Source organism: Burkholderia sp. RF2-non_BP3, assembly GCF_001522185.1.
Lineage (GTDB): Bacteria > Pseudomonadota > Gammaproteobacteria > Burkholderiales > Burkholderiaceae > Burkholderia > Burkholderia diffusa.
Genome location: NZ_LOSU01000033.1, coordinates 509938 through 534102, shown reverse-complemented (window position 1 = coordinate 534102; position 24165 = coordinate 509938). Strand labels below are relative to the sequence as shown.

General features: G+C 67.5%; 17 protein-coding genes. 13 read left to right on the top strand and 4 right to left on the bottom strand.

Annotation, left to right across the window (positions count from 1 at the left end):
• The first annotated feature begins 75 nt into the window (after positions 1-75).
• Positions 76-2376, top strand: a complete 2301-nt coding sequence (locus tag WS45_RS18625) for a TonB-dependent receptor (protein WP_059701009.1) — start codon at positions 76-78, stop codon at positions 2374-2376.
• Here WS45_RS18625 and WS45_RS18620 read toward each other — a convergent pair.
• Positions 2361-3338: an alpha/beta fold hydrolase gene (locus WS45_RS18620; protein WP_059701008.1), complete on the bottom strand. Its 978-nt coding sequence runs from the start codon at positions 3336-3338 to the stop codon at positions 2361-2363. The two genes, WS45_RS18625 and WS45_RS18620, sit on opposite strands and share 16 nt — an antisense overlap.
• 313 nt (positions 3339-3651) lie before the next feature.
• On the opposite strand from WS45_RS18620, the gene WS45_RS18615 reads away from it, so the two are divergent.
• The 6 genes from WS45_RS18615 to pqqE all read left to right on the top strand — a co-directional run bounded on the left by WS45_RS18615 (position 3652) and on the right by pqqE (position 9151).
• The gene (locus WS45_RS18615) at positions 3652-5661 is read left to right on the top strand and encodes a sigma-54-dependent Fis family transcriptional regulator (RefSeq protein WP_059701007.1); all 2010 of its coding nucleotides are present in this window, start codon (positions 3652-3654) and stop codon (positions 5659-5661) included.
• 292 nt (positions 5662-5953) lie between these two features.
• Entirely contained in the window at positions 5954-6028 is a 75-nt protein-coding gene (gene pqqA / locus WS45_RS33745; protein ID WP_006410019.1) for a pyrroloquinoline quinone precursor peptide PqqA, read from the top strand.
• A 64-nt stretch (positions 6029-6092) separates the two neighbouring features.
• On the top strand, positions 6093-7016 hold the full coding sequence (gene pqqB / locus WS45_RS18610; RefSeq protein WP_059529197.1) for a pyrroloquinoline quinone biosynthesis protein PqqB: 924 nt from the start codon (positions 6093-6095) through the stop codon (positions 7014-7016).
• Positions 7017-7018: 2 nt separating this feature from the next.
• Complete coding sequence (gene pqqC, locus WS45_RS18605; protein ID WP_059529194.1) at positions 7019-7738, top strand: pyrroloquinoline-quinone synthase PqqC; 720 nt, start codon at positions 7019-7021, stop codon at positions 7736-7738.
• Positions 7735-8016 (top strand): pyrroloquinoline quinone biosynthesis peptide chaperone PqqD, encoded by a 282-nt coding sequence (pqqD, locus tag WS45_RS18600; RefSeq protein ID WP_006751646.1) that lies wholly within the window; start codon positions 7735-7737, stop codon positions 8014-8016. The genes pqqC and pqqD overlap by 4 nt, the downstream gene beginning before the upstream one ends.
• A 16-nt stretch (positions 8017-8032) precedes the next feature.
• A complete protein-coding gene (gene pqqE, locus WS45_RS18595; protein ID WP_059701043.1) occupies positions 8033-9151 on the top strand; it encodes a pyrroloquinoline quinone biosynthesis protein PqqE in 1119 nt (372 codons plus the stop codon).
• Between the two features lie 51 nt (positions 9152-9202).
• Here the strand turns inward: pqqE and WS45_RS18590 are convergent, their stop codons facing one another.
• A complete protein-coding gene (locus WS45_RS18590; protein ID WP_059701006.1) occupies positions 9203-10249 on the bottom strand; it encodes a DNA topoisomerase IB in 1047 nt (348 codons plus the stop codon).
• A 404-nt stretch (positions 10250-10653) separates the two neighbouring features.
• On the opposite strand from WS45_RS18590, the gene WS45_RS18585 reads away from it, so the two are divergent.
• The 4 genes from WS45_RS18585 to yjfF all read left to right on the top strand — a co-directional run bounded on the left by WS45_RS18585 (position 10654) and on the right by yjfF (position 15345).
• On the top strand, positions 10654-11616 hold the full coding sequence (locus WS45_RS18585; protein ID WP_059529188.1) for an ABC transporter substrate-binding protein: 963 nt from the start codon (positions 10654-10656) through the stop codon (positions 11614-11616).
• A 68-nt stretch (positions 11617-11684) separates the two neighbouring features.
• Complete coding sequence (locus tag WS45_RS18580; RefSeq protein WP_059529185.1) at positions 11685-13199, top strand: sugar ABC transporter ATP-binding protein; 1515 nt, start codon at positions 11685-11687, stop codon at positions 13197-13199.
• The gene (locus WS45_RS18575; protein ID WP_059701005.1) at positions 13196-14236 is read left to right on the top strand and encodes an ABC transporter permease; all 1041 of its coding nucleotides are present in this window, start codon (positions 13196-13198) and stop codon (positions 14234-14236) included. The genes WS45_RS18580 and WS45_RS18575 overlap by 4 nt, the downstream gene beginning before the upstream one ends.
• On the top strand, positions 14233-15345 hold the full coding sequence (yjfF, locus tag WS45_RS18570) for a galactofuranose ABC transporter, permease protein YjfF (protein ID WP_059701004.1): 1113 nt from the start codon (positions 14233-14235) through the stop codon (positions 15343-15345). Before WS45_RS18575 ends, yjfF begins: the two co-directional genes overlap by 4 nt.
• Before the next feature lie 147 nt (positions 15346-15492).
• Here the strand turns inward: yjfF and WS45_RS18565 are convergent, their stop codons facing one another.
• The gene (locus WS45_RS18565; protein WP_059701042.1) at positions 15493-17826 is read right to left on the bottom strand and encodes a sensor histidine kinase; all 2334 of its coding nucleotides are present in this window, start codon (positions 17824-17826) and stop codon (positions 15493-15495) included.
• Positions 17819-18652: a response regulator transcription factor gene (locus WS45_RS18560; protein ID WP_059701003.1), complete on the bottom strand. Its 834-nt coding sequence runs from the start codon at positions 18650-18652 to the stop codon at positions 17819-17821. The genes WS45_RS18565 and WS45_RS18560 overlap by 8 nt, the downstream gene beginning before the upstream one ends.
• 940 nt (positions 18653-19592) lie before the next feature.
• Between WS45_RS18560 and WS45_RS36205 the strand changes: the two genes are divergently transcribed.
• Both WS45_RS36205 and WS45_RS35120 read left to right on the top strand, forming a co-directional pair.
• The gene (locus WS45_RS36205) at positions 19593-19721 is read left to right on the top strand and encodes a hypothetical protein (RefSeq protein ID WP_257129951.1); all 129 of its coding nucleotides are present in this window, start codon (positions 19593-19595) and stop codon (positions 19719-19721) included.
• A gap of 414 nt (positions 19722-20135) precedes the next feature.
• A complete protein-coding gene (locus WS45_RS35120; RefSeq protein ID WP_059701002.1) occupies positions 20136-24131 on the top strand; it encodes a YadA-like family protein in 3996 nt (1331 codons plus the stop codon).
• Positions 24132-24165: the final 34 nt, after the last annotated feature.

The window sequence follows — 24165 nt, the reverse complement described above, 5'->3', positions numbered from 1 at the left end:
AGCCGAGTCGCCACCGACATATTGATACGGATAACGATATAACGACGATAAGACAAGAAAAGAGGAGACGTGGAGATGAAGGAAACGGATGGGGCGAAGCGCCGCTTCGTCGCCCGGCGCGCGGGCGTCACGCTGTGCTTCGGCGGCATGCTCGGCGGCTGGCTGACGCCGGCGTCGGCGCAGGTCGAACCGGCCGGCAATGTCGATGCGCCGACGCTCGCGCCGATCGTCGTCGTCGGCACGACGCCGCTGCTCGGGATCGGCACGCCGCTGTCGCGCGTGCCGGCCAACGTCCAGACGATTCGCGGCGAGGACATCACGCGTCAGCACGGCGGCGTACTGACCGACTACTTCGAGAAGAACGTATCGAGCGTCGACATCAACGAGGCGCAGGGCAATCCGTACCAGACGGACGTGAACTACCGCGGCTTCACGGCATCGCCGGTCGTCGGCACACCGCAGGGGCTGTCGGTGTTCGTCGACGGCGTGCGCGTGAACGAGCCGTTCGGCGACGTCGTGAACTGGGATCTCATCCCGCAGGCGGCGATCGACACGATGCAGTTGATTCCCGGCTCGAACCCGACCTACGGGCTCAACACGCTCGGCGGCGCGCTCGCGATCACGACGAAGAACGGCAAGACGAGCCCGGGCGGTGCCGCACAGGTATCGGTCGGCTCGTGGGGACGCAAGACCGCGCAGATCGAGCAGGGCGGACGCATCGGCGGCAACCTCGATTACTACGTGACGGGCAACGTCGCGAACGACAACGGCTGGGCCGACCACAATGCGAGCCGCGTGCGGCAGGGATTCGGCAAGCTGCGCTACACCGACGCCGATACGACGCTGTCGATCTCGGCCGGCGGCGCGGACAATGCGCTGCAAGGCTCGCAGACGATTCCGCGCTCGTTTCTCGACAATCGCGCGCAGGCCTACACCTATCCAGACCTGAATCGCAACAGCGCCGCGTACGTCACCGTGTCGGGCGACCATGCTTTCGGCGATCACGTGCAGCTCAGCGGCAACGTCTATTACCGGCATTACCGCAACACCAACACCAGCAGCAACGTGAACGACGATTTCGGCAGCATCGACGGCAGCGGCGCCACCGACACCGTGCAGGCGACCAACGACCGCTCGGTGATCACGACCGACAGCTACGGCGCGAACCTGCAGCTGACGCTGCTCGGCAAGCTCGCGGGCCTGGACAACCAGTTCGTCGTGGGCGCGTCCGCCGATCTCGCTAACTCGGGCTTCGAGCAGTCGTCGCAGGATGCGATGTTCACGGATACGCGTGCGACGGTCGGCATCGGCGACTTCACCCGGAAGACGCGCGCGAAGACGCGCAACGCCAGCTACGGCGTCTACTTCGACGACACGCTGGCGCTGACGCGGCAATGGTCGCTGACGCTGGCCGGCCGCTACAACTGGTCGCGCGCGGCGATCGAGGACGCGAGCGGCCTGCAGCCGTTGCTCACCGCGCGTCATACGTTCTCGCGGTTCAATCCGGCCGTTGGCGTGACGTGGAATCCGGTACCCGGCTTCACCGCATATGCGACGTACAACGAAGGAATGCGCTCGCCGACCGCGATCGAGCTCGCATGCGCCGATCCGGCCGCGCCGTGTTCCTTGCCGAACGACTTTCTCGCCGACCCGGCGCTGAAGCCGGTGATCGCGAAGACGATCGAGTTGGGCGCGCGCGGCCGAAGCGGTGAGGCGACGACGTGGAGCGCGGCCGTCTACAGCACGACGCTCGACGACGACATCCAGTTCGTCAGCAGCAATGGCGGCGCGAGCACGCTCGGCTATTTCCAGAACGTCGGCAAGACGCGCCGGCAAGGCTTCGAGCTGGCGGGCCATACGCGGCTGGGGCCGGTCGGCATCGGTGTCAGCTACAGCTATGTCGACGCCACCTACCGCTCGACGTGGACCGAAAGCAGCGCGAGCGATTCGAGCGCCAATGCGCAAGGCAACATCGTCGTTCGCTCCGGCGACCGCATTCCCGGGATTCCGTCGAGCACCGTGAAGCTGAGGCTCGACTATGCGGCGACACCGAAGTGGAACGTCGGCACCAACATCACGTATCGCAGCGGGGTGTTCGCGCGCGGCGACGAGAACAACCAGGACGTGAACGGGAAAGTGCCCGGCTATGTCCTGATCGACCTCGACACGACGTGGCAGGTGACGAAGCGCCTGCAGCTGTTCGCGTCGATCACCAACCTGCTCGACAAGCGCTACGCGAGCTTCGGGATGCTCGGCCGGAATTTCTTCAACGGTCCGAATCATTCGTTCGACGGGCTCAACCCCGTCAACGAGCAGTTCGTCGGGCCGGGCGCGCCGCGCGGCGCGTGGGTGGGCGCCCGCTATGCGTGGGACTGAACGGGCGGCTCGGCGTGTTGCGGTGCGTCTTCTGTCGTGACGGTGAGCATCTTGCGGACCGCGCGAGCGACGCCACGCGCGAGGGCGTCGTCGCTCGCGAGATGCCCGGCCGGCACGCGCTCGACGATGGCCGCCGGCACCGCGCGCGCGAGCCGATCGACGTTGTCGACCGGGCACACGCGGTCGTGCGTGCCGTGCACGGCATGCAGTGGCACACCGGCTTGCGCGGCCCGCCGCGCCAGCGCCAGCAACCGGCGCTCGCCGAGCCAGCAGTCGCGTTGCAGGTAGTGGGCCTGGATCCGGTATTTGTCGATCAGCCGGTCGATGGCGGGTTGCGTCGGCCGCGCGCCGCGCGCCGGCCGCCCGGTCAGGACCGCATCCTCATACGCGTTCCATGCGAGCGCGACTGCACGCTGCCGCGCCGCACCGGCGCCCGGCTGGAGACGCCGCGCGCAGCAGGCGATCAGGCGATCGGCGCGCGCGGTGCCGGCGGCGGCCGTCAGGCGCTGCCAGGCCCGTGGCGCGCGTGCGCGCGTGCCGACGAACAGGCTGCGCACTTCGCGCGACGACGTCAGAAACAACCCGCGCAGCACGACGCCCGTCACGTGCGACGGATGCCGTCCCGCGTAGGCGAGCGCGAGCGCCGCGCCCCACGAACCGCCGACGACGCACCAGCGCGCGATGCCGAGCCGTGCACGCAGCGCGTCGAGGTCGCCGATCAGACGCATCGTGTTGTTGTGACGCAGGCCGCCGCGCGGTGTCGATGCGCCCGCGCCGCGCTGGTCGACCAGCACGACGCGCATGCACGTCAGGTTGAACAGGCCGAGCACTGCCGGTCGGCTCCCGCTGCCGGGGCCGCCGTGCAGCACGACGACCGGATCGCCGTGCGGGTTGCCGAATTCGGTCCACGCGATCCGGCATGCGTCGCGGGACAGGGCAGGTCGGGGCAGTCGCTGCATCATGTCGTGTCGGAGAGAGGGTGACGGGTCCGGGAGAACCCGACAACAGGCCGGGGCTTGACCCACGTCAAAGCCAGAATCGCGCCAGCGACCACGATCGGGATCGATCGGGTAGCGGCGGCGGGCGGAATCGCGATATTGCGTCCCGGCGCGTCGCCTGAATCGTATGCAATCGACGTTGCTTTCATTTTGATTTCGATTTGCGTCGAGCGATGATGCACGGCGTCCGACGCAAGCACTGCCGACAGCGTGGCCCGAAGTTTGCTTGATCCAGCACAAAGTCCGGCACCGACCGGAAGGATCCCCGGAGGAGACAATGCGCGATGACGTTCATCCGACGGCCAACGCACGGGCCACGCATGCGCCCGGCTGGCCGACGCCGACGATCCAGAAGTCCCATGAGCGGTCCGAGACGTTCGGCCTGCAGGCGTCTGCACGTCCCGACTACGACCTGCTGTCCGGCGCCGCGCTGGCGCTCAAGCGCGAGCAGAACCGCGTGCTGTGCGTGCATGCGATGCCCGTGATGGAGACGCTGCACGAGCAGATCGTCAATACGCAGAGCATGATCGTGCTGACCGATGCGGAAGGGCTGATCCTGCATTCGATCGGCGACGACGACTTTTTGCGGCGCGCGGAACGGGTCGCGCTGCGCCCCGGCGCGAACTGGGCGGAGAGCCGGCAGGGCACCAACGCGATCGGCACCGCGCTCGCCGAGCTGTGCCCGATGGTCGTGCACGGCGACCAGCACTTCCTGGCCGCGAATCATTTCCTGACCTGCTCGAGCGTGCCGATCCTCGACCCGTACGGCGACGCGATCGGCGTGCTCGACGTGACGGGCGATCATCGCAGCTATCACCAGCACACGATGGCTCTGGCGAAGATGTCGGTGCAGATGATCGAGAATCACCTGTTCACGACGACGTTCCAGGAAACGCTGCAGGTGTCGTTTCACGGCCGCCCCGAATTCCTCGGAACGTTGATGGAAGGGATCGTCGCATTCACCGCGGACGGCCGCTTCCTGTCGGCGAATCGCAGCGCGCAGTTCCAGCTCGGGATGCCGCTCGCCGCGCTGCGCGCACATACGCTCGCGTCGCTGTTCGACGTGACGAGTGCGCAGCTGATCGACCGGATGCGCGCGAGCACCGAGCAGCACGTGTCGTTGAACCTCGGCAACGGCGCGGTGGTCTGCGCGCGCGTGCAGTTTCGGCGCGCGTTGCGGGCCGAGGGCAGCCGGCCCGCCGAAGTGCACGACGGCGCCGCGTCGGCCGCGCGCCCGCCAGCCGCGCAGGGCGCGGCGAGCCTGTCGCGGCTCAGCTATCTCGACACCGGCGATCCGCAGGTGGCGGCGGTGATCGCGAAGGTCCGCAAGGTCATCGGCAAGGACATTCCGGTGCTGATCACCGGCGAGACGGGCACCGGCAAGGAACTGCTCGCGCAGGCGATCCACAACGACTCTCCACGCCGCGACGGGCCGTTCGTCGCGGTCAACTGCGCGTCGATACCGGAGACGCTGATCGAATCCGAGCTGTTCGGCTACGAGGAGGGCGCGTTTACCGGCGCGCGCCGCAAGGGCGCGACCGGCAAGCTGCTGCAGGCCAACGGCGGCACGCTGTTTCTCGACGAAATCGGCGACATGCCGTATCCGCTGCAGGTGCGGCTGCTGCGCGTGCTGCAGGAGCGCGTCGTCAACCCGCTCGGCTCGACGAAGGCGATCGGCGTCGACATCGCGATCATCTGCGCGACGCACCGCGACCTGCGCGACATGATCGCGCAGAACCGCTTTCGCGAAGACCTGTACTACCGGCTCAACGGCCTCGTCGTGCGCCTGCCGCCGCTGCGCGACCGCACGGACCTCGCGGTGGTCGTCCAGAAGATGCTGCAACGGGAGACGTTGTCGGGGCCCGGGCGCCGGCCGTTGAGCGTCGCGCCCGACGTGATGGCGCTGTTCGAGCGCTGCGCGTGGCCGGGCAACTTCCGGCAGCTCGCGAACCTGCTGCGCACGGCGGCCGCGATGGTCGACGACGACTGCGAGATTCGCTGCGAGCATTTGCCGGACGATTTCTTCGACGACGTGCGGTGCGACGGCGGCACGGCGGCGCAGGAGACCTGTGCGTCTGCGCCGCTCGCATCGGAAGCGCCGGCGTTCGCGACCACGGCCTGCGATGCGCGGCTGCAGGACGTGGCCGCCTCCGCGATCGCGGCCGCGCTCGCGCGTCACGGCGGCAACGTGTCGGCCGCCGCACGCGCGCTCGGCGTATCGCGCAACACGATCTACCGCAAGATGCCGTCCGCCGGACCGGATGCGCTGGAGCGGGACGAACCGTGACGCAAGCCGCGACTGTCACACCGGTGTGTCAGGTTGCAACACCCGGTGTTCAAGGATTCAACACTTGCTCAACCGGCCGTGCGTCACATGAGCCGTCGTCAGACGGTTTCTGAAATATTTCCGTTGGCACATCGTAAGAATGACGGTGCCGTGACCACCCGGCGGCTGCCGCATGCTTTCGCACGCCGCCGCGCGACGCAAGTCCCGCCCCGGCACGCTCCTTGCTGAATGGGTATCGGCCGCTCGATCGATGCGGTTTTTTCGACTCACCCACTCAACAAGGAGACACATCATGCAATGGACCACCCCGGCCTATACCGACCTGCGTTTCGGTTTCGAAATCACGATGTACATCGCCAACCGCTGATCGACGCGCGCTGTGCCGCCCGCATCGACGGACACGATGCGGGCGGCACCGGGAGCACACGCAGATGAAGATCAAGATACTCGGCTCGGGTGCCGGCGGCGGACTGCCACAATGGAACTGCAACTGCGGCAACTGCCGTCGCGCGCGGGCCGGCACCGACGGCATCGTGCCGCGCACGCAATCGTCGATCGCCGTCAGCGGCGACGGCGTCGACTGGGTGCTGGTGAATGCGTCGCCGGACATCCTTGCGCAGCTGCGCGCGGCCCCCGACCTGCAGCCCGCTCGCGCGATCCGTGACAGCGCGATCGTCGCCGTCGTGCTGTGCGACGCGCAGATCGATCATGTGACGGGCCTGCTGATGCTGCGCGAACGCACGTCGCCGCTGCCGCTGTATGCGAGCGCGCCGGTGCTCGACGACCTGTCGACCGGGCTGCCGCTCGTGCCGCTGCTCGGCCACTACTGCGGCGTCGACGTTCACACGATCGCACCGGGCGAACCGTTCGCGATACCGGGCGCCGGCGGCATCCGCTTCACCGCCGTGCCGGTCGACAGCAAGCCGCCGCCTTATTCGCCGCGCCGGGAGGCGAGCGTGCCGGGCGACAACATCGCACTCCTGATCGAGGATACGACGAGCGGCCGACAGGCGTTCTATGCGCCGGGGCTCGCCGACGTCGACGACGGCGTGCGCGCCGCGATGCGCGACGCCGACCTCGTGCTGGTGGACGGCACGTTCTGGACCGGCACGGAGATGATCGACCTCGGCCTGTCGTCGAAGCACGCGGCCGACATGGGGCATCTCGAGCAGTGCGGCGACGCGGCGAGGCCGGGCATGATCGACCGCCTTCGGCTGTTGCCGACGCACACGCGCAAGGTCCTCACGCACATCAACAACACGAATCCGATTCTCGACCCCGGTTCCGCGCAGCGCGCGCAATTGCGCGAGCACGGCATCGAGGTCGCACACGACGGCATGCAATTCGAGGTCTGACCATGAACGCACCGATTCCCGCTGCGGCGCTGCACGCGACGCCCTGGAGTGCGCAGGAGTTCGAGGCGCGCCTGCGCGCGCTCGAATCGCGCTATCACATCCACCATCCATTCAACCGCCGCCTGAATAGCGGCGCGTGTTCACCGGCGCAGATTCGCGGCTGGGTCGCGAACCGCTTCTACTATCAGATCAGCATTCCGCTGAAGGACGCGGCGATCCTGTCCAACTGCCCGGATCGCGACACGCGCCGGCTGTGGGTCGAGCGGATTCTCGACCACGACGGTCACGGCGGCCAGGAAGGCGGGATCGAGGCATGGGCGCGGCTCGGCGAGGCGGTCGGCATCGAGCGCGCGGAGTTGTGGTCGCTCGAGCATGTGCTGCCCGGCGTGCGGTTCGCGGTCGACGCCTACGTCAATTTCGCGCGGCGCGCGCCGTGGCAGGAGGCCGTGTGCTCGTCGCTGACCGAGATGTTCGCGCCGCAGATCCACCTCGACCGGCTCGCGGGCTGGCCGTCCCACTATCCGTGGATCGAGGCGGCCGGGCTGCAGTATTTCCGCAGCCGCGTGCCGCTCGCGCAGCGCGACGTCGAACACGGGCTCGCGGTGACGCTGAACCATTTCACGACACCGGACGCGCAACGGCGCGCGCTCGACATCCTGTCGTTCAAGCTGGATGTGCTGTGGTCGATTCTCGATGCGATTGAAAAGGCGTATCCCGCATGAACTCCAACGACGCCGTCAGCGGCGTGCCGCTGCGCCCCTCGCTGAGGGGCATGTACCGCCTGCAATGGGAGGCGGCCCAGGATGCGTACGTGCTCCTGTACCCGGAGGGCATGGTCCGGCTCAACCCGAGCGCGGGCGAGATCCTCGCGCGCTGCGACGGCACGCGCGAGCTCGACGACATCATCGACGAACTCGAGCGGCTGTTCAGCACGTCGGACCTTGCGTCGGACGTCTATCGCTTCCTCGATCATGCGCGACTGCGCGGCTGGCTCGACTGACTCGACTGACATGGACATGACCCCACCCCCGAACCGGCTGTCCGCGCCGCTGTGGCTGCTTGCCGAGCTCACGTATCGTTGTCCGCTGCACTGCGCGTTCTGCTACAACCCCGTCGATTTCGCGACGCACGGCGCGGAGCTCGATACCGACGCATGGCGCACGGTGATCAGCGACGCGCGCGCGCTCGGCGCCGCGCAGATCGGCTTTTCCGGCGGCGAACCGCTGCAGCGCGGCGACCTGGAGGTGCTGGTCGAGCATGCGCGGTCGCTGGGTTTCTATACCAACCTGATCACGTCGGGCGTGGGCCTGAATGCCACGCGCATCGACCGGCTCAAGGCGGTCGGGCTCGATCATATCCAGCTGTCGCTGCAGGATTCGACGCGCGAGCTGAACGACTTCCTGACCAGCACGCGCACCTTCGACCTCAAGCGCGGCGTCGGGCGGCTGATCAAGTCGCACGGCTATCCGATGGTGCTGAACTGCGTGCTGCATCGGTACAACCTGCCGCACGTCGGCCAGATCATCGAGATGGCGCTCGACCTCGGCGCGGATTTTCTCGAGCTCGCGAATACGCAGTACTACGGCTGGGCGATGCTGAATCGCGACCAGCTGATGCCGACCGCCGAACAGTTGCGCGAAGCGGAGGAAACGGTCAACCGCTACCGCAAGCTCGTCGGCGAACGGTGCAAGATCCTGTTCGTCGTGCCCGACTACTTCGAGCAGCGGCCGAAGGCCTGCATGAACGGCTGGGGCTCGGTGTTCCTCGGCGTCGCACCGGACGGCACCGCGCTGCCGTGCCATGCCGCGCGCGGATTGCCCGGCCTCGTGCTGCCGAACGTGCGCGACCGGTCGCTGAAGGACATCTGGTACGAAAGCGACGCGTTCAACGCGTTTCGCGGTGACGGCTGGATGCGCGACCCGTGCCGCACCTGTGACGAGCGCCATGCGGATCATGGCGGGTGCCGATGCCAGGCGTACATGCTGGCCGGCGATCCGGCGCAGGCCGATCCGGTCTGCGCGAAGTCTCCGCATCACGGCCGGGTCGAGCAGGCCGTGCAGTTCGCGCGACGGGTAGGGCGACAGGACGAGCGTCCGTTGATCTTTCGCAGTGCTGCGAATTCTGTCGGGCGGTGAGCGGTGTGTGCCGCTGTATCGGTCATGTCATTTTCTTGACTTCTTCGACGATCAACGCACCGCCTGTTCGAGCAACGCCGCGAACGCGGCCTCGTCCACGCGCAGCCCTCGCGGCGAGCGGCGTACCTCCAGCGCCGCGAGCATCCCGGCTTCGAACGCATCGAGCACCGCCGGGTGGATGTAGCAGCGCCGGCATACGGCCGGCGTGTTGCGCAATATGTCGGCGACGGCCCGCACCGTCTCGACGATCTGCTTGCGCGCCTGCGTGACGTCCTCATGCGGGATGCGCCGCAGCAACGCCAGCGCCTGAACGCTGCCCGCCCAGGTCCGGTAATCCTTCGCGGTGAACTCCGCGCCCGCCGCCTCGCGCAGATAATCGTTCACGTCGGACGAGCCGATCGAATGACGTGCGCCGTCGTCGTCCACATACTGGAACAACTCGTGCCCGGGCAACTCCGCGCAGCGCCGCACGATCCGGCCGACGCGCGGATCTTCCACGGTCACGTCATGCTCGATGCCGCTCTTGCCCGTGAAGCGCAGGCGAACCTGTCCCGGCCGGATCGTCACGTGGCGCTTGCGCAGCGTCGTCAGTCCGTACGACGCGTTCTCGCGTGCGTATTCGGCGTTGCCGATCCGCGCGAGCGTCGTGTCGAGCAGCCGGACGATCGTCGCGACGATCTTGTCGCGCGGCATCCCGGGCAGTGCCAGATCACGCGCGACGCGCGTGCGGATGCGCGGCAGCGCGCGGGCGAAGGCCGCCATCCGCGCGTACTTGTTCGCGTCGCGCGTCTCGCGCCACTGCGGGTGATAGCGATACTGCTTGCGCCCGCGCGCATCGCGTCCCGTCGCCTGCAAGTGGCCGCGCGGGTCCATGCAAATCCAGACGTCGGTATACGCCGGCGGAATCGCGAGCGCATCGATGCGGGCGATTTCGTCGGCGTCGCGGATCCGGACGCCGTCCTGCGTGTAGTACGCGAAGCCGTGACGCAACCGCCGGCGCGTGTAGCCGGGATGCCGGTCGTCGACATGGCGCAGCGGCGCGGCCGCACGATCGCCGGTTTCGGTGCCGGAGCCGCGCCGGGACGCGCGCTTCTTCATGGCGCGAGGCGCCAGCGGACGAGCGTTTCCATGTGCGCCGAGCATCATTGTTCTCCTTGTTGTCGGAGCGGCCGTCGCGGGGCGCGAACGGCGCTTGCAAGGGCGACAGCAAGATCCGTGCGCCGCCGCTGGATACGCCGCCCCATCGACGTCGAAGCGGTCGGGGCAGGCAAAGATAAGCGCTAGGTGTTTATACGTATGCCGATACCGATATCGCTTCAATCCAATATTTCATTGGAAGGTTATCGGACTTGTTTCTAGACTGATCCGGGGCGTACATACCGGGCCGACCGCACGCGCCGGCCGGCACCGCCCGAACCGCGTCCGCGCCACGCAGAACCACAACAGCACGGCACCGCGCCAGGCCGGGCCGCGACATACAACGACATCATCGGAGACGGACCATGACATTCATCAGGAAGCTGACGGCCGGTGCGCTCGTCGCCGCGGCGACGGTATTCGCGTCGGGCGCGCACGCGCAGCAAAAGCCGATCACGCTCGGGTTCTCGCAGGTCGGCGCGGAAAGCGCGTGGCGTACCGCGAACACCGTGTCGGTGAAGAGCGCGGCGAAGGATGCCGGCATCAACCTGAAATTCTCGGACGCGCAGCAGAAGCAGGAGAACCAGATCCGTGCGATCCGTTCGTTCATCGCGCAGAAGGTCGACGTGATCGCGTTCTCGCCGGTCGTCGAGTCGGGCTGGGAGCCGGTGCTGACCGAAGCGAAGGCGGCCCATATTCCGGTGATCCTGACCGATCGCGGCGTCGACGTGAAGGATCCGTCGCTGTACGTGACGATGATCGGTTCCGACTTCCTCGAGGAAGGGCGGCGCGCCGGCCACTGGATGGAAGAGCGTTTCAAGAACGACGCGGGCCCGATCAACATCGTCGAGCTGCAGGGCACGGTCGGCTCGGCACCGGCCAACGACCGCCGCGCGGGCCTGCTCGAAGTGATCAAGAACAATCCGAAGTTCAAGGTGATCGCCTCGCAAAGCGGCGACTTCACGCTCGCCGGCGGCAAGCAGGTGATGGAAGCGTTCGCGAAGACGTACGGCAAGCAGATCAACGTCGTCTACGCGCACAACGACGACATGGCGCTCGGCGCGATCCAGGCGATGGAAGAGGCCGGCATCAAGCCCGGCAAGGACGTGAGCGTCGTGTCGTTCGACGCGACCAAGGGCGGCTTCCAGGCGATGGTGGCCGGCAAGATCAACGTCGACGTCGAATGCAGCCCGCTGCTCGGCCCGCAGCTGATGACCGCGGTGAAGGACGTGGTCGCCGGCAAGCAGTTGCCGAAGCGCATCGTCACGAACGAGACGGTGTTCCCGATGAGCGTCGCGGCGCAGGTGCTGCCGACCCGCAAGTATTGAGTCCAAGCGGACGCGGGCGGCGGCGCGGCTGCCGTCGTCCGTCGTCCGCCTCGAATCGAGGGCGATCCATGACGAATCCGCCGGTGGTCGAGATGATCGGCATCGACAAGGCGTTTCCGGGCGTGAACGCGCTGCAGCGCGTGAACTTCCGGTTGTTTCCGGGCGAAATTCATGCACTGATGGGCCAGAACGGCGCGGGCAAGTCGACGCTGATCAACGTGCTGACCGGCGTGCATGCGCACGATGCGGGCGAGATTCGCGTCGGCGACGCGCCGGTGCGGTTCGCCGCGCCGCGCGAGGCCGAGGCGGCCGGGATCCAGACGCTGTACCAGGAAGTGAACCTGTGCGCGAACCTGTCGGTCGCCGAGAACATCTTCGCGGGCCGGCAGCCGATGCGGCGCGGCGCGATCGACTGGAAGACGATCCATGCGCGGGCGCGCGATGCGCTCGCCGAGCTCGACCTGTCGCTCGACGTCACGCGTTCGCTCGACGCGTATCCGATCGCGGTGCAGCAGATGGTCGCGATCGCGCGGGCCGTGTCGGTCGATGCGCGCGTGCTGATTCTCGACGAACCGACGTCGAGCCTCGATGACGGCGAGGTCGCGCGGCTCTTCGACGTGCTGCGCCGACTGAAGGCATCGGGGATGGCGATCCTGTTCGTCACGCACTTTCTCGAACAGACCTATGCGGTGTCCGACCGGATCACCGTGATGCGCAACGGCGAGCGCGAGGGCGAGTATCTCGCGCGCGACCTGCCGGTCGACATGCTCGTCGCGAAAATGACCGGCCGCGAACCGATGTCCGGCACGCTGCAGGCAGGCGCGGCGGCCGTGCAGCGCGATGCCGATGCGGCCGCGCCGTTCCTGTCGATGCAGCAGGCCGGCCGGCGCGGGATGATGAGCCCGCTCGATCTCGACGTGCGGCCCGGCGAAATCGTCGGGCTGGCCGGGCTGCTCGGCTCGGGGCGCACGGAAACCGCGCGGCTCGCGTTCGCGGCCGAGCGCACCGACACCGGCGCGATCGAGATCGACGGCACGCGCAAGCGGCTCGCGTCGCCGCACGATGCCGTTCGCAACGGGATCGCGTATTGCCCGGAGGATCGCAAGAAGGAGGGGATCGTCGCGGCGTTGTCGATCCGCGAGAACATCGTCCTCGCGCTGCAGGCGCGGCGCGGCTGGTGGCGGCTGATCAGCCGCGCGCGCCAGCGCGAACTCGCGGAGACGTACATCGCGCGGCTCGGCATCAAGGCGCGCGACGCGGAGCAACCGATCGGGCTGCTGTCCGGCGGCAACCAGCAGAAGGTGCTGCTCGCGCGCTGGCTCGCGACGGAGCCGAAGCTGCTGATCCTCGACGAGCCGACGCGCGGCATCGACGTCGCCGCGAAATTCGACATCATGGAGCGCGTGCTCGCGCTGTGCGCGCAGGGGCTCGCGATCCTGTTCATCTCGTCGGAGATCAGCGAAGTGGTGCGCGTGAGCCACCGGATCGCGGTGCTGCGCGATCGCCGCAAGGTCGCCGAACTGACCGGTGCCGAGGCGTCGGAGGAACACGTGTATCAATTGATCGCGGGAGGCCGGTCATGATCCGGTTACGCACGTTGCTTCGCCATCCGCTCGTGTGGCCGGTGCTGACGCTCGCGCTGCTGTTCGCGCTCGACGTCGCGTATCGGCCGGGCTTCCTGTCGATCGCGATGCTCGACGGCCACTTGTTCGGCGCGCCGATCGACATCCTGAATCGCGCGGCACCGCTCGTGATCGTGTCGCTCGGCATGACGCTCGTGATCGCGACGCGCGGAATCGACATCTCGGTCGGCGCGATCGTCGCGATCGCCGGCGCGGCCGCGGCGATCGTGCTCGACGGCGATCCGACGCGGGTCGGCACGGCGCTGGCCGCCGCGCTCGGCGTCGGGTTGCTCGCGGGCGCATGGAACGGCGTGCTCGTCGCGTTCGTCGGGATGCAGCCGATCATCGCGACGCTGATCCTGATGGTCGCCGGGCGCGGCATCGCGCAGTTGCTGACCGGCGGACAGATCATCCCGATCGGCGCGCCGGGCTACCTCGAACTCGGCGGCGGGTATCTCGCAGCCGTGCCGTGCTCGGTCTGGATCGCGATCGCGACGATCGCGGCGACCGCGCTGCTGGTGAACCGCACCGCGCTCGGCCTGTTCATCCGCGCGATCGGCGTGAACCCGGTCGCGACGCGGCTCGTCGGGCTGCGCGCGGGGGCGGTCGTGTTCGGCGTCTATCTGTTCTCGGGCGTGATGTCGGCGCTCGCCGGCATCCTCGCCAGCTCGAACGTGCGCAGCGCCGACGGCAACAACGCGGGGCTGCTGCTCGAACTCGACGCGATCCTCGCGGTGACGCTCGGCGGCACGTCGCTGCTCGGCGGCCGCTTCAGCCTCGCGGGCTCCGTGCTTGGCGCGCTGATCATCCAGACGCTCACCTACACGACTTATTCGATCGGCGTGCCGCCGGAGGCGACGCTCGTCGTGAAGGCGCTCGTCGTGATCGTCGTGACGTTGATCCAGTCGGACGCGGCGCGCGCGCGGGTGATCCAGCATGCGTCGCGGCTGCTGTCTTCCACCCGTTCGCGCACCACCACCGGAGCCACGCCGCGATGAACCGATTCTTCGCACGGTTTACCGACCCGCGCACGCTGCCGATCGTCGTGACGATCGTGCTGTTCGTCGCATTGTTCAGCTTCGGATCCGTGATGTACACGGGCTTCTTCTCGATGCAGGTGCTGACCGGGCTGCTCGTCGACAACGCATTCCTGCTGATCGTCGCGATCGGGATGACGTTCGTGATCGTGTCGGGCGGCATCGACCTGTCGGTCGGCTCTGTCGTTGCATTGACAACGATCTTCTGCGCGGTCGGCGCCGAACGATTGCACTGGCCCGTCTGGGTGATCGTCCCGCTCGTGCTCGTGTTCGGCGCGCTGTACGGCGCGGCGATGGGCGCGTTGATTCATTACTTCCGGTTGCAGCCGTTCATCGTCACGCTCGCCGGGATGTTTCTCGCGCGCGGCGCATGCTTCCTGATCACGACGCAGTCGATCACGATCAACGAGCCGACCTTCCATGCGCTCGCGGGCATCAGCGTGCCGGTCGGCGGCGGGACGCTGAGCGCGGGCGCGCTGATCGCGCTCGCGACGCTGGCCGCCGCGATCTACGTCGCGCATTTCACGCGTTTCGGCCGCAACGTGTATGCGGTGGGCGGCAACGAGCGATCGGCGTTGCTGATGGGGCTGCCGGTCGCGCGCACGAAGGTCGGCGTGTATGCGCTGAGCGGCTTCTGTTCGGCGCTCGGCGGCGTGGTGTTCACGCTGTACGTGCTGTCCGGCTACGGGCTGCAGGCGCAGGGGATGGAGCTCGACGCGATCGCCGCGACCGTGATCGGCGGCACGCTGCTCACGGGCGGGGTGGGGTACGTGATCGGGTCGGTGTTCGGCGTCGGCATTCTCGGCACGATCCAGGTGCTGATCACGTTCGACGGCACGCTGAGTTCGTGGTGGACGCGAATCGTGATCGGCGCGCTGCTGTGCGTGTTCTGTCTGCTGCAGCGGGTCATCGAGCGGCACGCGGCGCGGCGGCGTAGCGGTGGGACCGGGCTCGATCCGAAGCGGCGGAAGCGCGATGCCGCGCAGGTGACACCCGCCGCCGCGCCGCGTGACGATGCGGCGCTCGGTTCGACGATGCGCAGGCTGTTGCGTCTGCAACGTTCGGCGTGATGCCGGCGCGCCTTTGGCGGACTGCGCGGGCCGGCATTGCTTGCTGCGTCGCCGTTGCCGGCCGTCAGCCGCGCGTGGGCGCGGCAGCCAGTCGCGTTCGACCGATCCGCGAATGCGCATTGCGCGACTGCGACGCGTGCGTTGCAGTCACGCCGGCCCGGCCATGTCGGGTTCCACGTCGAACGACGCATCCGCGATGCCCGTCTGCTTCAGCGACTCGGCGAGTCGTTCGATCGCCGGCAGATCCAGCGTGTCCAGGCGCTCGCGCATCGCCTGCACGAACGCGGCATGCCGTGGCGCATGCGCGTGCTGTCCGAGCCATTCCTCGATATCGGTGAGGCGGCCTTCGCTCGCGAGCACGGCCAGCTCGTCGAGCGCGTCGGCAGGCGGACAGCGCATCGCGTGTGCGTCCGGCACGGGCCCGGTTGGATCGGCGGATTCGGCGGCGCGCACGAGCGCCGACGCCGGGATCATCGCGCGGCCGAGCGCGGGCGCCACGATCTGGAACGTGAACGACGTGCCGACGCCCGGCTGGCTCGACACGGCAAGCTCGCCGTGCATCGCGCCGACGATCCGCTGCGCGATGAACAGGCCGAGCCCGGTGCCGCCGTTCACCGCTTGCACCTGCTGGTACGCACGGAAGATGTCGGTGGTCTTGTCGATATCGATGCCGATTCCGGTGTCGGCGACTTCGAACACGATCCGCCATGCATCGCCTTCCGGATACGCGCCGACCGACAGCGTGACCGTGCCGTCGCGCGTGAACTTCGACGCGTTCGACAGCAGGTTGAGCAGCACTTGCTGCAGCCGAATGCCGTCGATCGACAGCTTGCGCGGCAACGGCGTCAGCGGCCGGTAGACGAACCGGTTGTCCTGCTGGGAACACAGCGCGACCGCATAGTCGCCGATGTCGTTCAGCAGGCCGGGCAGGTCGGTCGCGTGCGGCGAAATGCCGAGCGGCTGCAACTCCGCCTTCGTGTATTGCAGCAATTCGTCGATCAGCGTGAGCTGGTAGCGGATGCTGCGGTCGATCGAGCGGATCAGCCGCGCCTGGCTGCGCGTCGCGCCTTGCAGCAGCAGCTTCGCGTAGCCGTTGATCGTCGACAGCGGCGCGCGCAGGTCGTGGCTCACGTAGCCGAGCGTCTCGATCTTCTGCTGCATGTGCATGCGAACCTGTTGCAGCGCGTCGTTGAGCGCGACCGTGCGCTTCGCGACTTCGTCGCGCAGGCGATCCTGTTCGGTGAGCTGCCACTGCTCGAGGCGCTTGCGTGCTTCGGTGCGCTGACGGCCCACGTGGTTGATCCACGCGGCCAGCACGAGCAGGTGCGTGGCGAGACCGATGATCGCGATGACGGGGTTCGGATAGATGTCGGCCTTGAGCCAGAACAGCCACGCCGGGATTGCGTCCTTGCCGTCGAGAATGCGGATCACCATGTTGAAGCTCGCGAACGCGATCGCGATCAGCATCACGCGGCCGGTCGGCGTCCGGCGAATCGCGAGCGTCAGTGCGAGGGTGAGGTTCACGATCGCCAGCACGGTGTTCAGCCGCAGGCAGAACCACGTAAACGTGAGGAGGTCGCCGCATGCGGCCCCGGCGATGCCCGCGCACTCGAGCGCGATGAATCCCGCGTAGATCGCGCGGAACGGGATGCGTGCCTTCTCGCGACGGGCGACCGTCAGGATGAACGCGATGAAGCATACGACCGACAGGTAGACGAAGATCACCTCGCCGCGCGCCGACCATTCGCGCGCGGCGGGCCACAGATACAGCGCGGTGTAGCCGCGGTAGGTTGCCTCGAACAGCGTCGTGTTCAACGCGAGCATCGCCAGCACGACGAACATGCCGCTGCGTGAGAAGAAGCCGATCAGCAGCGCACACCACACGAGCGCGAGCAGCCCGCCGAGAAAGCCGAAGTTCCACATGGTCGCGTGCAGCTCGTGGGCCTGCCATGCGTCGCGCGTGAAGGCGCTCGGCGCGAGCCGCAGTTCTTTGCGCGACGTGATGCGGATCAGGACGGGCAACCGCTCGCCCGGGCGCAGCGTCGCATCGAGCACCGGATACCGGGACGCCGGCCGGCTCATGCCGTTTTCGTCGGCCGGGAAGTGGCCGGCGAGCGTCCACGTGCCGCCGTGCCCGACGTAGAAATCGGCGCGGTCGACGCGTGCGTCGCGGATCGCCAGCACCAGCGGCTGTTCGATGCGGTCGCGGTTGACCAGCGTTGCGCCGACCCACCACGCGGAGCGTGAGAATTCGATGTTGAACGACGGTCGCGCCGCGGCGACAGCACGGCGTTGAGGCTCGGCGAGCCGTGCGGCGGCCTGGTCGACGGACAACTGCGTGCCCGGATCCTCGAGCAACGAGACCGCGTCCAGCTGTGCGGGGTTTTCCGTCGCGGCGGCCCGGTGTGTCGCGCAGGCGAGCACCAGTGCCGTCAGCAGCAGCACCATCGCGTGCCAGCCCGAGGTGCGACGCCTATGCATCGCGCGGGCAGTCATGCGACGGCGGCGGAGCATCGATCGTCGGCCGCTGACGCCGCCAGTCCGACGGCGTGATGCCGAACCGTTCGCGAAACGCAGTCGCGAAATTGCCCGGCGTCGAGAAGCCGATCTCCTCGGCGATGTCGCCGATGCCCATCGACGTCTCGGCGAGAAAGTGCTTCGCGGCGCGCAGGCGCGTGTCGCGCAGGTATTCGAATACGGTCTGGCCGAGATGATCGCGGAACACGCGCGACAGCCGTTTTTCGTGCGTGCCGACCTGTCTCGCGAGTTCGTCGAGCCCGGGCGGGTTGCGCAGCTCGCGCAGCAGGATGTCGCTTGCCGCGCGCACCAGCGCGGCGTCGGGGTGGTCGGGCAGCTTGGGCAGATGCGCGAACGGCTGGCTGCGTCGCGCCCGTTTCAGATGATTGCGGATCCGTGCAATGACCTCGACCGGTTCGAACGGCTTCACGATGTAGTCGAGCGCACCGGTTTCGAGCCCTGCGATGCGATCCTGGAGATCGCTCGCGGCAGTCAGGATGATGACGGGAATGTTCTGCGTCGACGGCGTCGAGGCCAGCAGCCGGCACGCGGCGAAGCCGTCCATGCGCGGCATCCGCACGTCCATCAGGATCAGGTCGGGCGCGATCGCCTGCGCACGGTGATAGGCCTGCAGACCATCGAACGCGACGCTGATCCGGCAGCGCGCGGAACGCAGGATCTCCGTCAGGAGCCGCAGGTCGTTCGGTCGGTCATCTACGACGAGAATGTGTGCGCCAACGAGATCCGGCGTGACGCGGAGCGACGCCGGACTGGACGAGCGGGATGACATGGTTGCGAACGCGAAGGGAGGGTAGGCCGGGGTCGGAATCGATGCATCTATATGCACGATTGTTGCGAAAAATTATATGCCGACAACAAAGTCGTCGGTGAGGATTCCGTGCGGTCCGTGGGGGCATGTCTGACATGGCCGAGCGGGCGCATGGCCGCTCCGAACGGTTCGACGAAAAAGGGAGCGGAAAAACTTTCCTGATTGCCGATCGAATATCGGTTTTTATTTCCGCGTGATTCCTTATAAAAATGGCGTGGCCCGAATAATGATTTTGAACGATTTATGTCGTTGCCATGCCCGAATTCGGTGCTGGTCGATTTCATCAATTCATTGCCTCGTAATGGAAATCTTATCGGTGGCGGGTTGAAATTACTTTCATATTTAAATTTTCAGCCCGGCGGGCTTGTATGAATGTAAATATCGTCCGCTCTGGAAAAGCATTTTTCCGCCCGGGAAAAGGTTTGGTCTGACGAACCCCGGCACACTAGGCTGGAGGCGGATGGAATCGGTTCTGGACTGCCAGCGAATTCACCGCAAACGTTTTGCCGTCGCCGCCTTTTTCGGGGCGCAATATTCAATGTGACATTACATGCTGTCAATCTCATATTCCGGGATTGCAGCGGTGTGACGGAGACCGGCACGAGGGTAATAAAAACTTCATCATTCTTCGAATGCACCGATGTAACAAGGTGCATCGGTGAATGCAGAAGTCGATGCGAGTTTGACACATCAGGCAGCAAGAAATCGTCAAAGAAAGTCAGTCGATAAATGGAATGAAGGGGTCATCCGGTCAGTCGGCGGTATTTCCGGAAATCCGGAATGTCCGGCGGTGGCCTGGATGTAAAAAGGGGTGAGCGGGTACGCGTCGATCGCCGGGCAGTTCGATCCTTCGAACGGCGGTCGCGCGATACCGCTGTCGATCAGACGGGCACGAGAAGACATGAACATCAAAGGCATGGCAGATCAACGCACCGGTTCGCTCGAACCGGTGTCGGCTGTCAGCGTTCGCGATCCTGCGGCGCATGCGTCAACCCACGGGGCCGCACGGCGGCATCCGCCTCCCGAATGAACCAGGGCGGCCGGTCTGCAGGTCGGGCCGGCCGCTTCCATCCGGCGTCTGAACGACGCCTCCTCATGAGATTCGACGTCGCCGCGGGTCCGGCGCGACGGTGTCCGCACGCGTTCGTTTCGCGGGCGCGGGGCGCGTCGCGCCGTCGCCTGGCCCAGCGATGTCGGTGTCCGTGAGTCGATAACCCGCGATCGTCGCCGCGCCGCGTGTCCGATTGGCACGAGCGGTGTGCGGTCGTGCGATCGCGACAGCGGTCGCGAGTGTCGTGCGGGGCCGTTCGCAATCAAGTTAGTCGTACGAAGTGAAGCAATGGAGCGGTGCGAGGCGACGGGCGCGCGTGCATGGATGCGCGCTTCGTTTGCCGTCGCGTTCGCTGTCGCGTGATTCAGCACACGAAAACCGAGGGAAAACGAGATGAACAAGTCGTTCAAGTCGATCTGGAACGAAGCACTGGGGGCGTGGGTCGCGGCGTCCGAGCTCGATCGCGCGCGCGGCAAGCGCGTGGTGTCGTCGAGACGTGCGGATGCGCATGCAGCACCGGACGCTGGCGCTGGCACGACAGTGCTGGCGGGGCTGTCGCCGCGGCGAATCGCGATGATGGTCGCGGCCGCGTATCTCGGCTTGTTCCAGGCGGGCGCCCACGCGCAGTATTCGGCGGGGGGCGGCTCCGCGACCGGCGGCGCGAGTTCGATTGCCGTCGGTAACGGTTCGGTCGCCACGCAGGTGAATTCCACCGCGTTCGGCAACCTGTCCACGGCGACGGGCGTTTCTGCCACGGCGATCGGCCCGGGCGCGCACGCCATTGCCGACGGTTCGACATCCGTCGGCATCAATTCTCAGGCAACCGGCGTCAACAGCGTGGCGATGGGCGTGCAGGCGATCGGCTCCGGCAACTATTCGGTCGCGATCGGCAACCTGTCGAGCTCGACCCAAAGCGGCTCGGTGGCGATCGGCAGCGGTGCGTCGGCGATCGGCGTGTCCGCGATCGGGCTCGGGAACAATGCGACGGCCTCCGGTCAATACGCGGCCGCGCTCGGTCTCGGATCGGTCGCGTCGGGGGCGCAAGCCGTCGCGCTCGGTTTTTCGTCAAACGCCACGAATACGGGTTCCGTCTCGCTCGGCAATCAGTCGACGAGTTCGGGCGCGGCCGGCGTAGCCGTGGGCAGCGGCTCGCTCGCTTCCGGCAATTCGGCCGTGGCCGTGGGCGTGAACAGCGGCGCGAAGGGCACGTCGTCGATTGCCATCGGCTGGGGCGGCACGGCAGGCGTGCCGGGGTCGGGCGCGCAATCGCTCGGCACCAGTTCGATCGCGATGGGCTCGAATACCTCGGCAGGCGCCGACAATGCGCTGGCGTTCGGCCTGAACGCGAATGCGTCGGGCCTCAGCTCGATCGCGATGGGCGTGCAGTCGACCGCGACGCAGCAGTTCGGCGTCGCGCTCGGCAATCTCGCGCTCGCGACGGGCATATCGGGCACCGCACTGGGCGCCGGCGCGACGGCGTCTGCCGTGAATGCGACGGCGATCGGCATCAACAGCGTGGCGGCGGCGGGCGCCACGGTCGCAATCGGCGCCAGCAATTTGGTCGCGGCGGCGGCGGGCGCGGGCTCGATCGCCGGCGGGAACAACTCGCAGGTCCTGAGCGGCACCGGCGCCGTCGCGCTCGGCGAAGGCCAGACCGTGAGCGGCAACGGTGCGGTCGCCATCGGCGATCCGAGCACCGCGATCGGCACCGGCGCGGTGACGATGGGCTCGAACAACACCGCGAACGGCAACGGCGCGGTGGCGATCGGCAATTCGAACAACGCGCAGGGCGTGGGCTCCCTCGCGCTCGGCAATACGTCGACGGCGGCAGCGGCGGGCGCAGTGGCGTTCGGCGCGTCGGCCGTGGCGAACAACGCCAACGATGTCGCGCTCGGTTCCGGCTCGGTGACGGCCGCGCCGAATCCGACGGCGACCGCGACGATCGGCGGCGTCACGTACAGCTTCAACGGCGTCAATCCGACCAGCGTCGTCAGCGTCGGCGCGGCGGGCAGCGAGCGCCAGATCACCAACGTCGCGGCCGGGCGCATCAGTTCGTCGAGCACGGACGCGATCAACGGGTCGCAGCTGGATGCGACGAACCAGGCGGTGACGTCGCTGTCGACGTCGACGCTGTCGAGCATCACGTCCTTGTCGACCTCCACGTCGACGGGCTTGTCGTCGGCGAACAGCGCGATCACGTCGTTGTCCACGTCGACCTCGACCGGGCTCAGTTCGCTTTCCACGGGCCTGAGCTCGACGAACAGTTCCGTCGCGTCCCTGTCGACCTCCACGTCGACGGGCATCAGCTCGCTGTCGACCGGCCTGAGTTCGACCAACAGTACGATCACGTCGCTGTCGACGTCGACCTCGACCGTCGCCGGTTCATTGTCCACCGGCTTGAGTTCGACGAACAGCAATCTGACCTCGCTGTCGACCGCCACCTCGACGAGCATCGGATCACTGTCGACGGGCCTGAGCTCGACGAACAGCACGATCACGTCGCTGTCGACCTCGACGTCGACCACCATCGGCTCGCTGTCGACCGGCCTGTCGAGCACGAACAGCAACCTGACGTCGCTGTCGACCGCCACGTCGACGAGCATCGGGTCACTGTCGACGGGCTTGAGCTCCATCGTGAACAACAACACCAACCTCGGTAACAGCACGGCCGGCGCGATCGGCGGCGGGGCCACCTACGATCCGACGACCGGCACGATCTCGGCGCCGTCGTACGTGACGTACAACAGCGACGGCTCGACGACGATCAACAACAACGTCGGCTCCGCGGTCGACAACATCAACGCGCACGGCATCAAGTACTTCCACGCGAACTCGACCGCGCCGGACAGCCAGGCGCTCGGCATCGACAGCGTGGCGATCGGGCCGAACGCCATTTCTCGCGTCGACGGCAGCATCGCGCTCGGCTCGGGTTCGGTGGCCGACCGCGCGACGGTGCCGGCGTCCGGGACCATCCGCAACGGCACCGCGTCGATCCCGTTCAACACGACGGACCAGACGCTGCTCGGCGCGGTGTCGGTCGGCGACGCGACCAGCAGGACGTATCGCCAGATCACCAACGTCGCGGACGGCACGGGCCAGCAAGACGCGGTCACGGTGCGGCAGCTTGCCGGCGCATTGCAGTCGTTCGCGGTCACGGGCCAGAAATACTTCCACGCGAATTCGACGGCGGCGGATTCGCTGGCCGTCGGCGCGGAATCGGTCGCGGTGGGGCCGACGACGGTCGTCAACGGCGACAACGGCGTCGGCATCGGCAACGGCGCGATCGTCGATGCGACCGCGCCGGGCGGGATCGCGATCGGGCAGGCGGCGAGTTCCGCGCAGGCCGACGCGATCGCACTCGGCAGCGGCGCGACGGCGACCGGCGCGCAGTCCGTCGCGCAGGGCGCGAATGCGGCGGCGGTCAGCGTGGGCAGCGTCGCGCTCGGTTCCGGTGCGCGCAGCAACGCGACCGACGCCCTCGCGCTCGGCGCCGGCGCGTCGGCGACGTTCGCGAACAGCGTTGCGCTGGGCGCCGGTTCGCTGACGACGGTCGGCGCGCTGACGAACTACGTCGCGTACGGCCTGAGCAGCCCGCAGTCGTCGGCCGGCGAAGTGAACGTCGGCAACCGGCAGATCACGGGGCTCGCCGCCGGCAAGAACGGTACGGACGCGGTGAACGTGTCGCAGCTCGACTCGGTCGCGAACCAGCTGACGACACTCATCGACAAGCGCACGACCAACCTCGGCGGTTCCTACACGTCGAACCCGTCCGGTGGCAACGTGCCGCCGGGGCCGTCAGGCTCGAACTCGTCGGCCGGCGGATCGGGCGCGGTGGCTTCCGGTTCGAACAGCACGGCCGTCGGCAACGGGTCGACGGCGTCCGGCAGCGGCTCGACCGCGCTCGGCGTCGGGGCGACTTCGTCGGGCAGCAATTCGGCGGCGGTCGGCGCGGGCAGCAACGACGGCGGCCGCTCGAACGTCGTCGCGGTCGGCTCGGCGGATTCGGCGCGGCAAGTCGTCAACGTCGCGGCGGGCACGCAGGGCACCGACGCGGTGAACGTGAACCAGCTGAATGCGGTATCGAACCAGTTCACGCAATCGCTGAACACGGTCAACAACCAGCTCACGCAGATGCAGCAGCAGATCCAGCAGACCGATTCGATGGCGCGCGAGGGGATCGCCGCGACCGCCGCGATGGCGTCGATCCCGCACATGGACCGCGATTCGAACTTCGCGATGGGTGTCGGCACGGCGTCGTTCCAGGGCCAGAAGGCCATGGCGGTCGGCGTGCAGGCCCGCATTACGGAGAACCTGAAGGCGACGCTGAACGGCGGTTTCGCCGGCAGCCAGCGCGTCGTCGGCGCGGGCATGCTGTATCAGTGGAAGTGATCGCGCGCGGCGGTTCGTTCCGGCACGCGTTGCC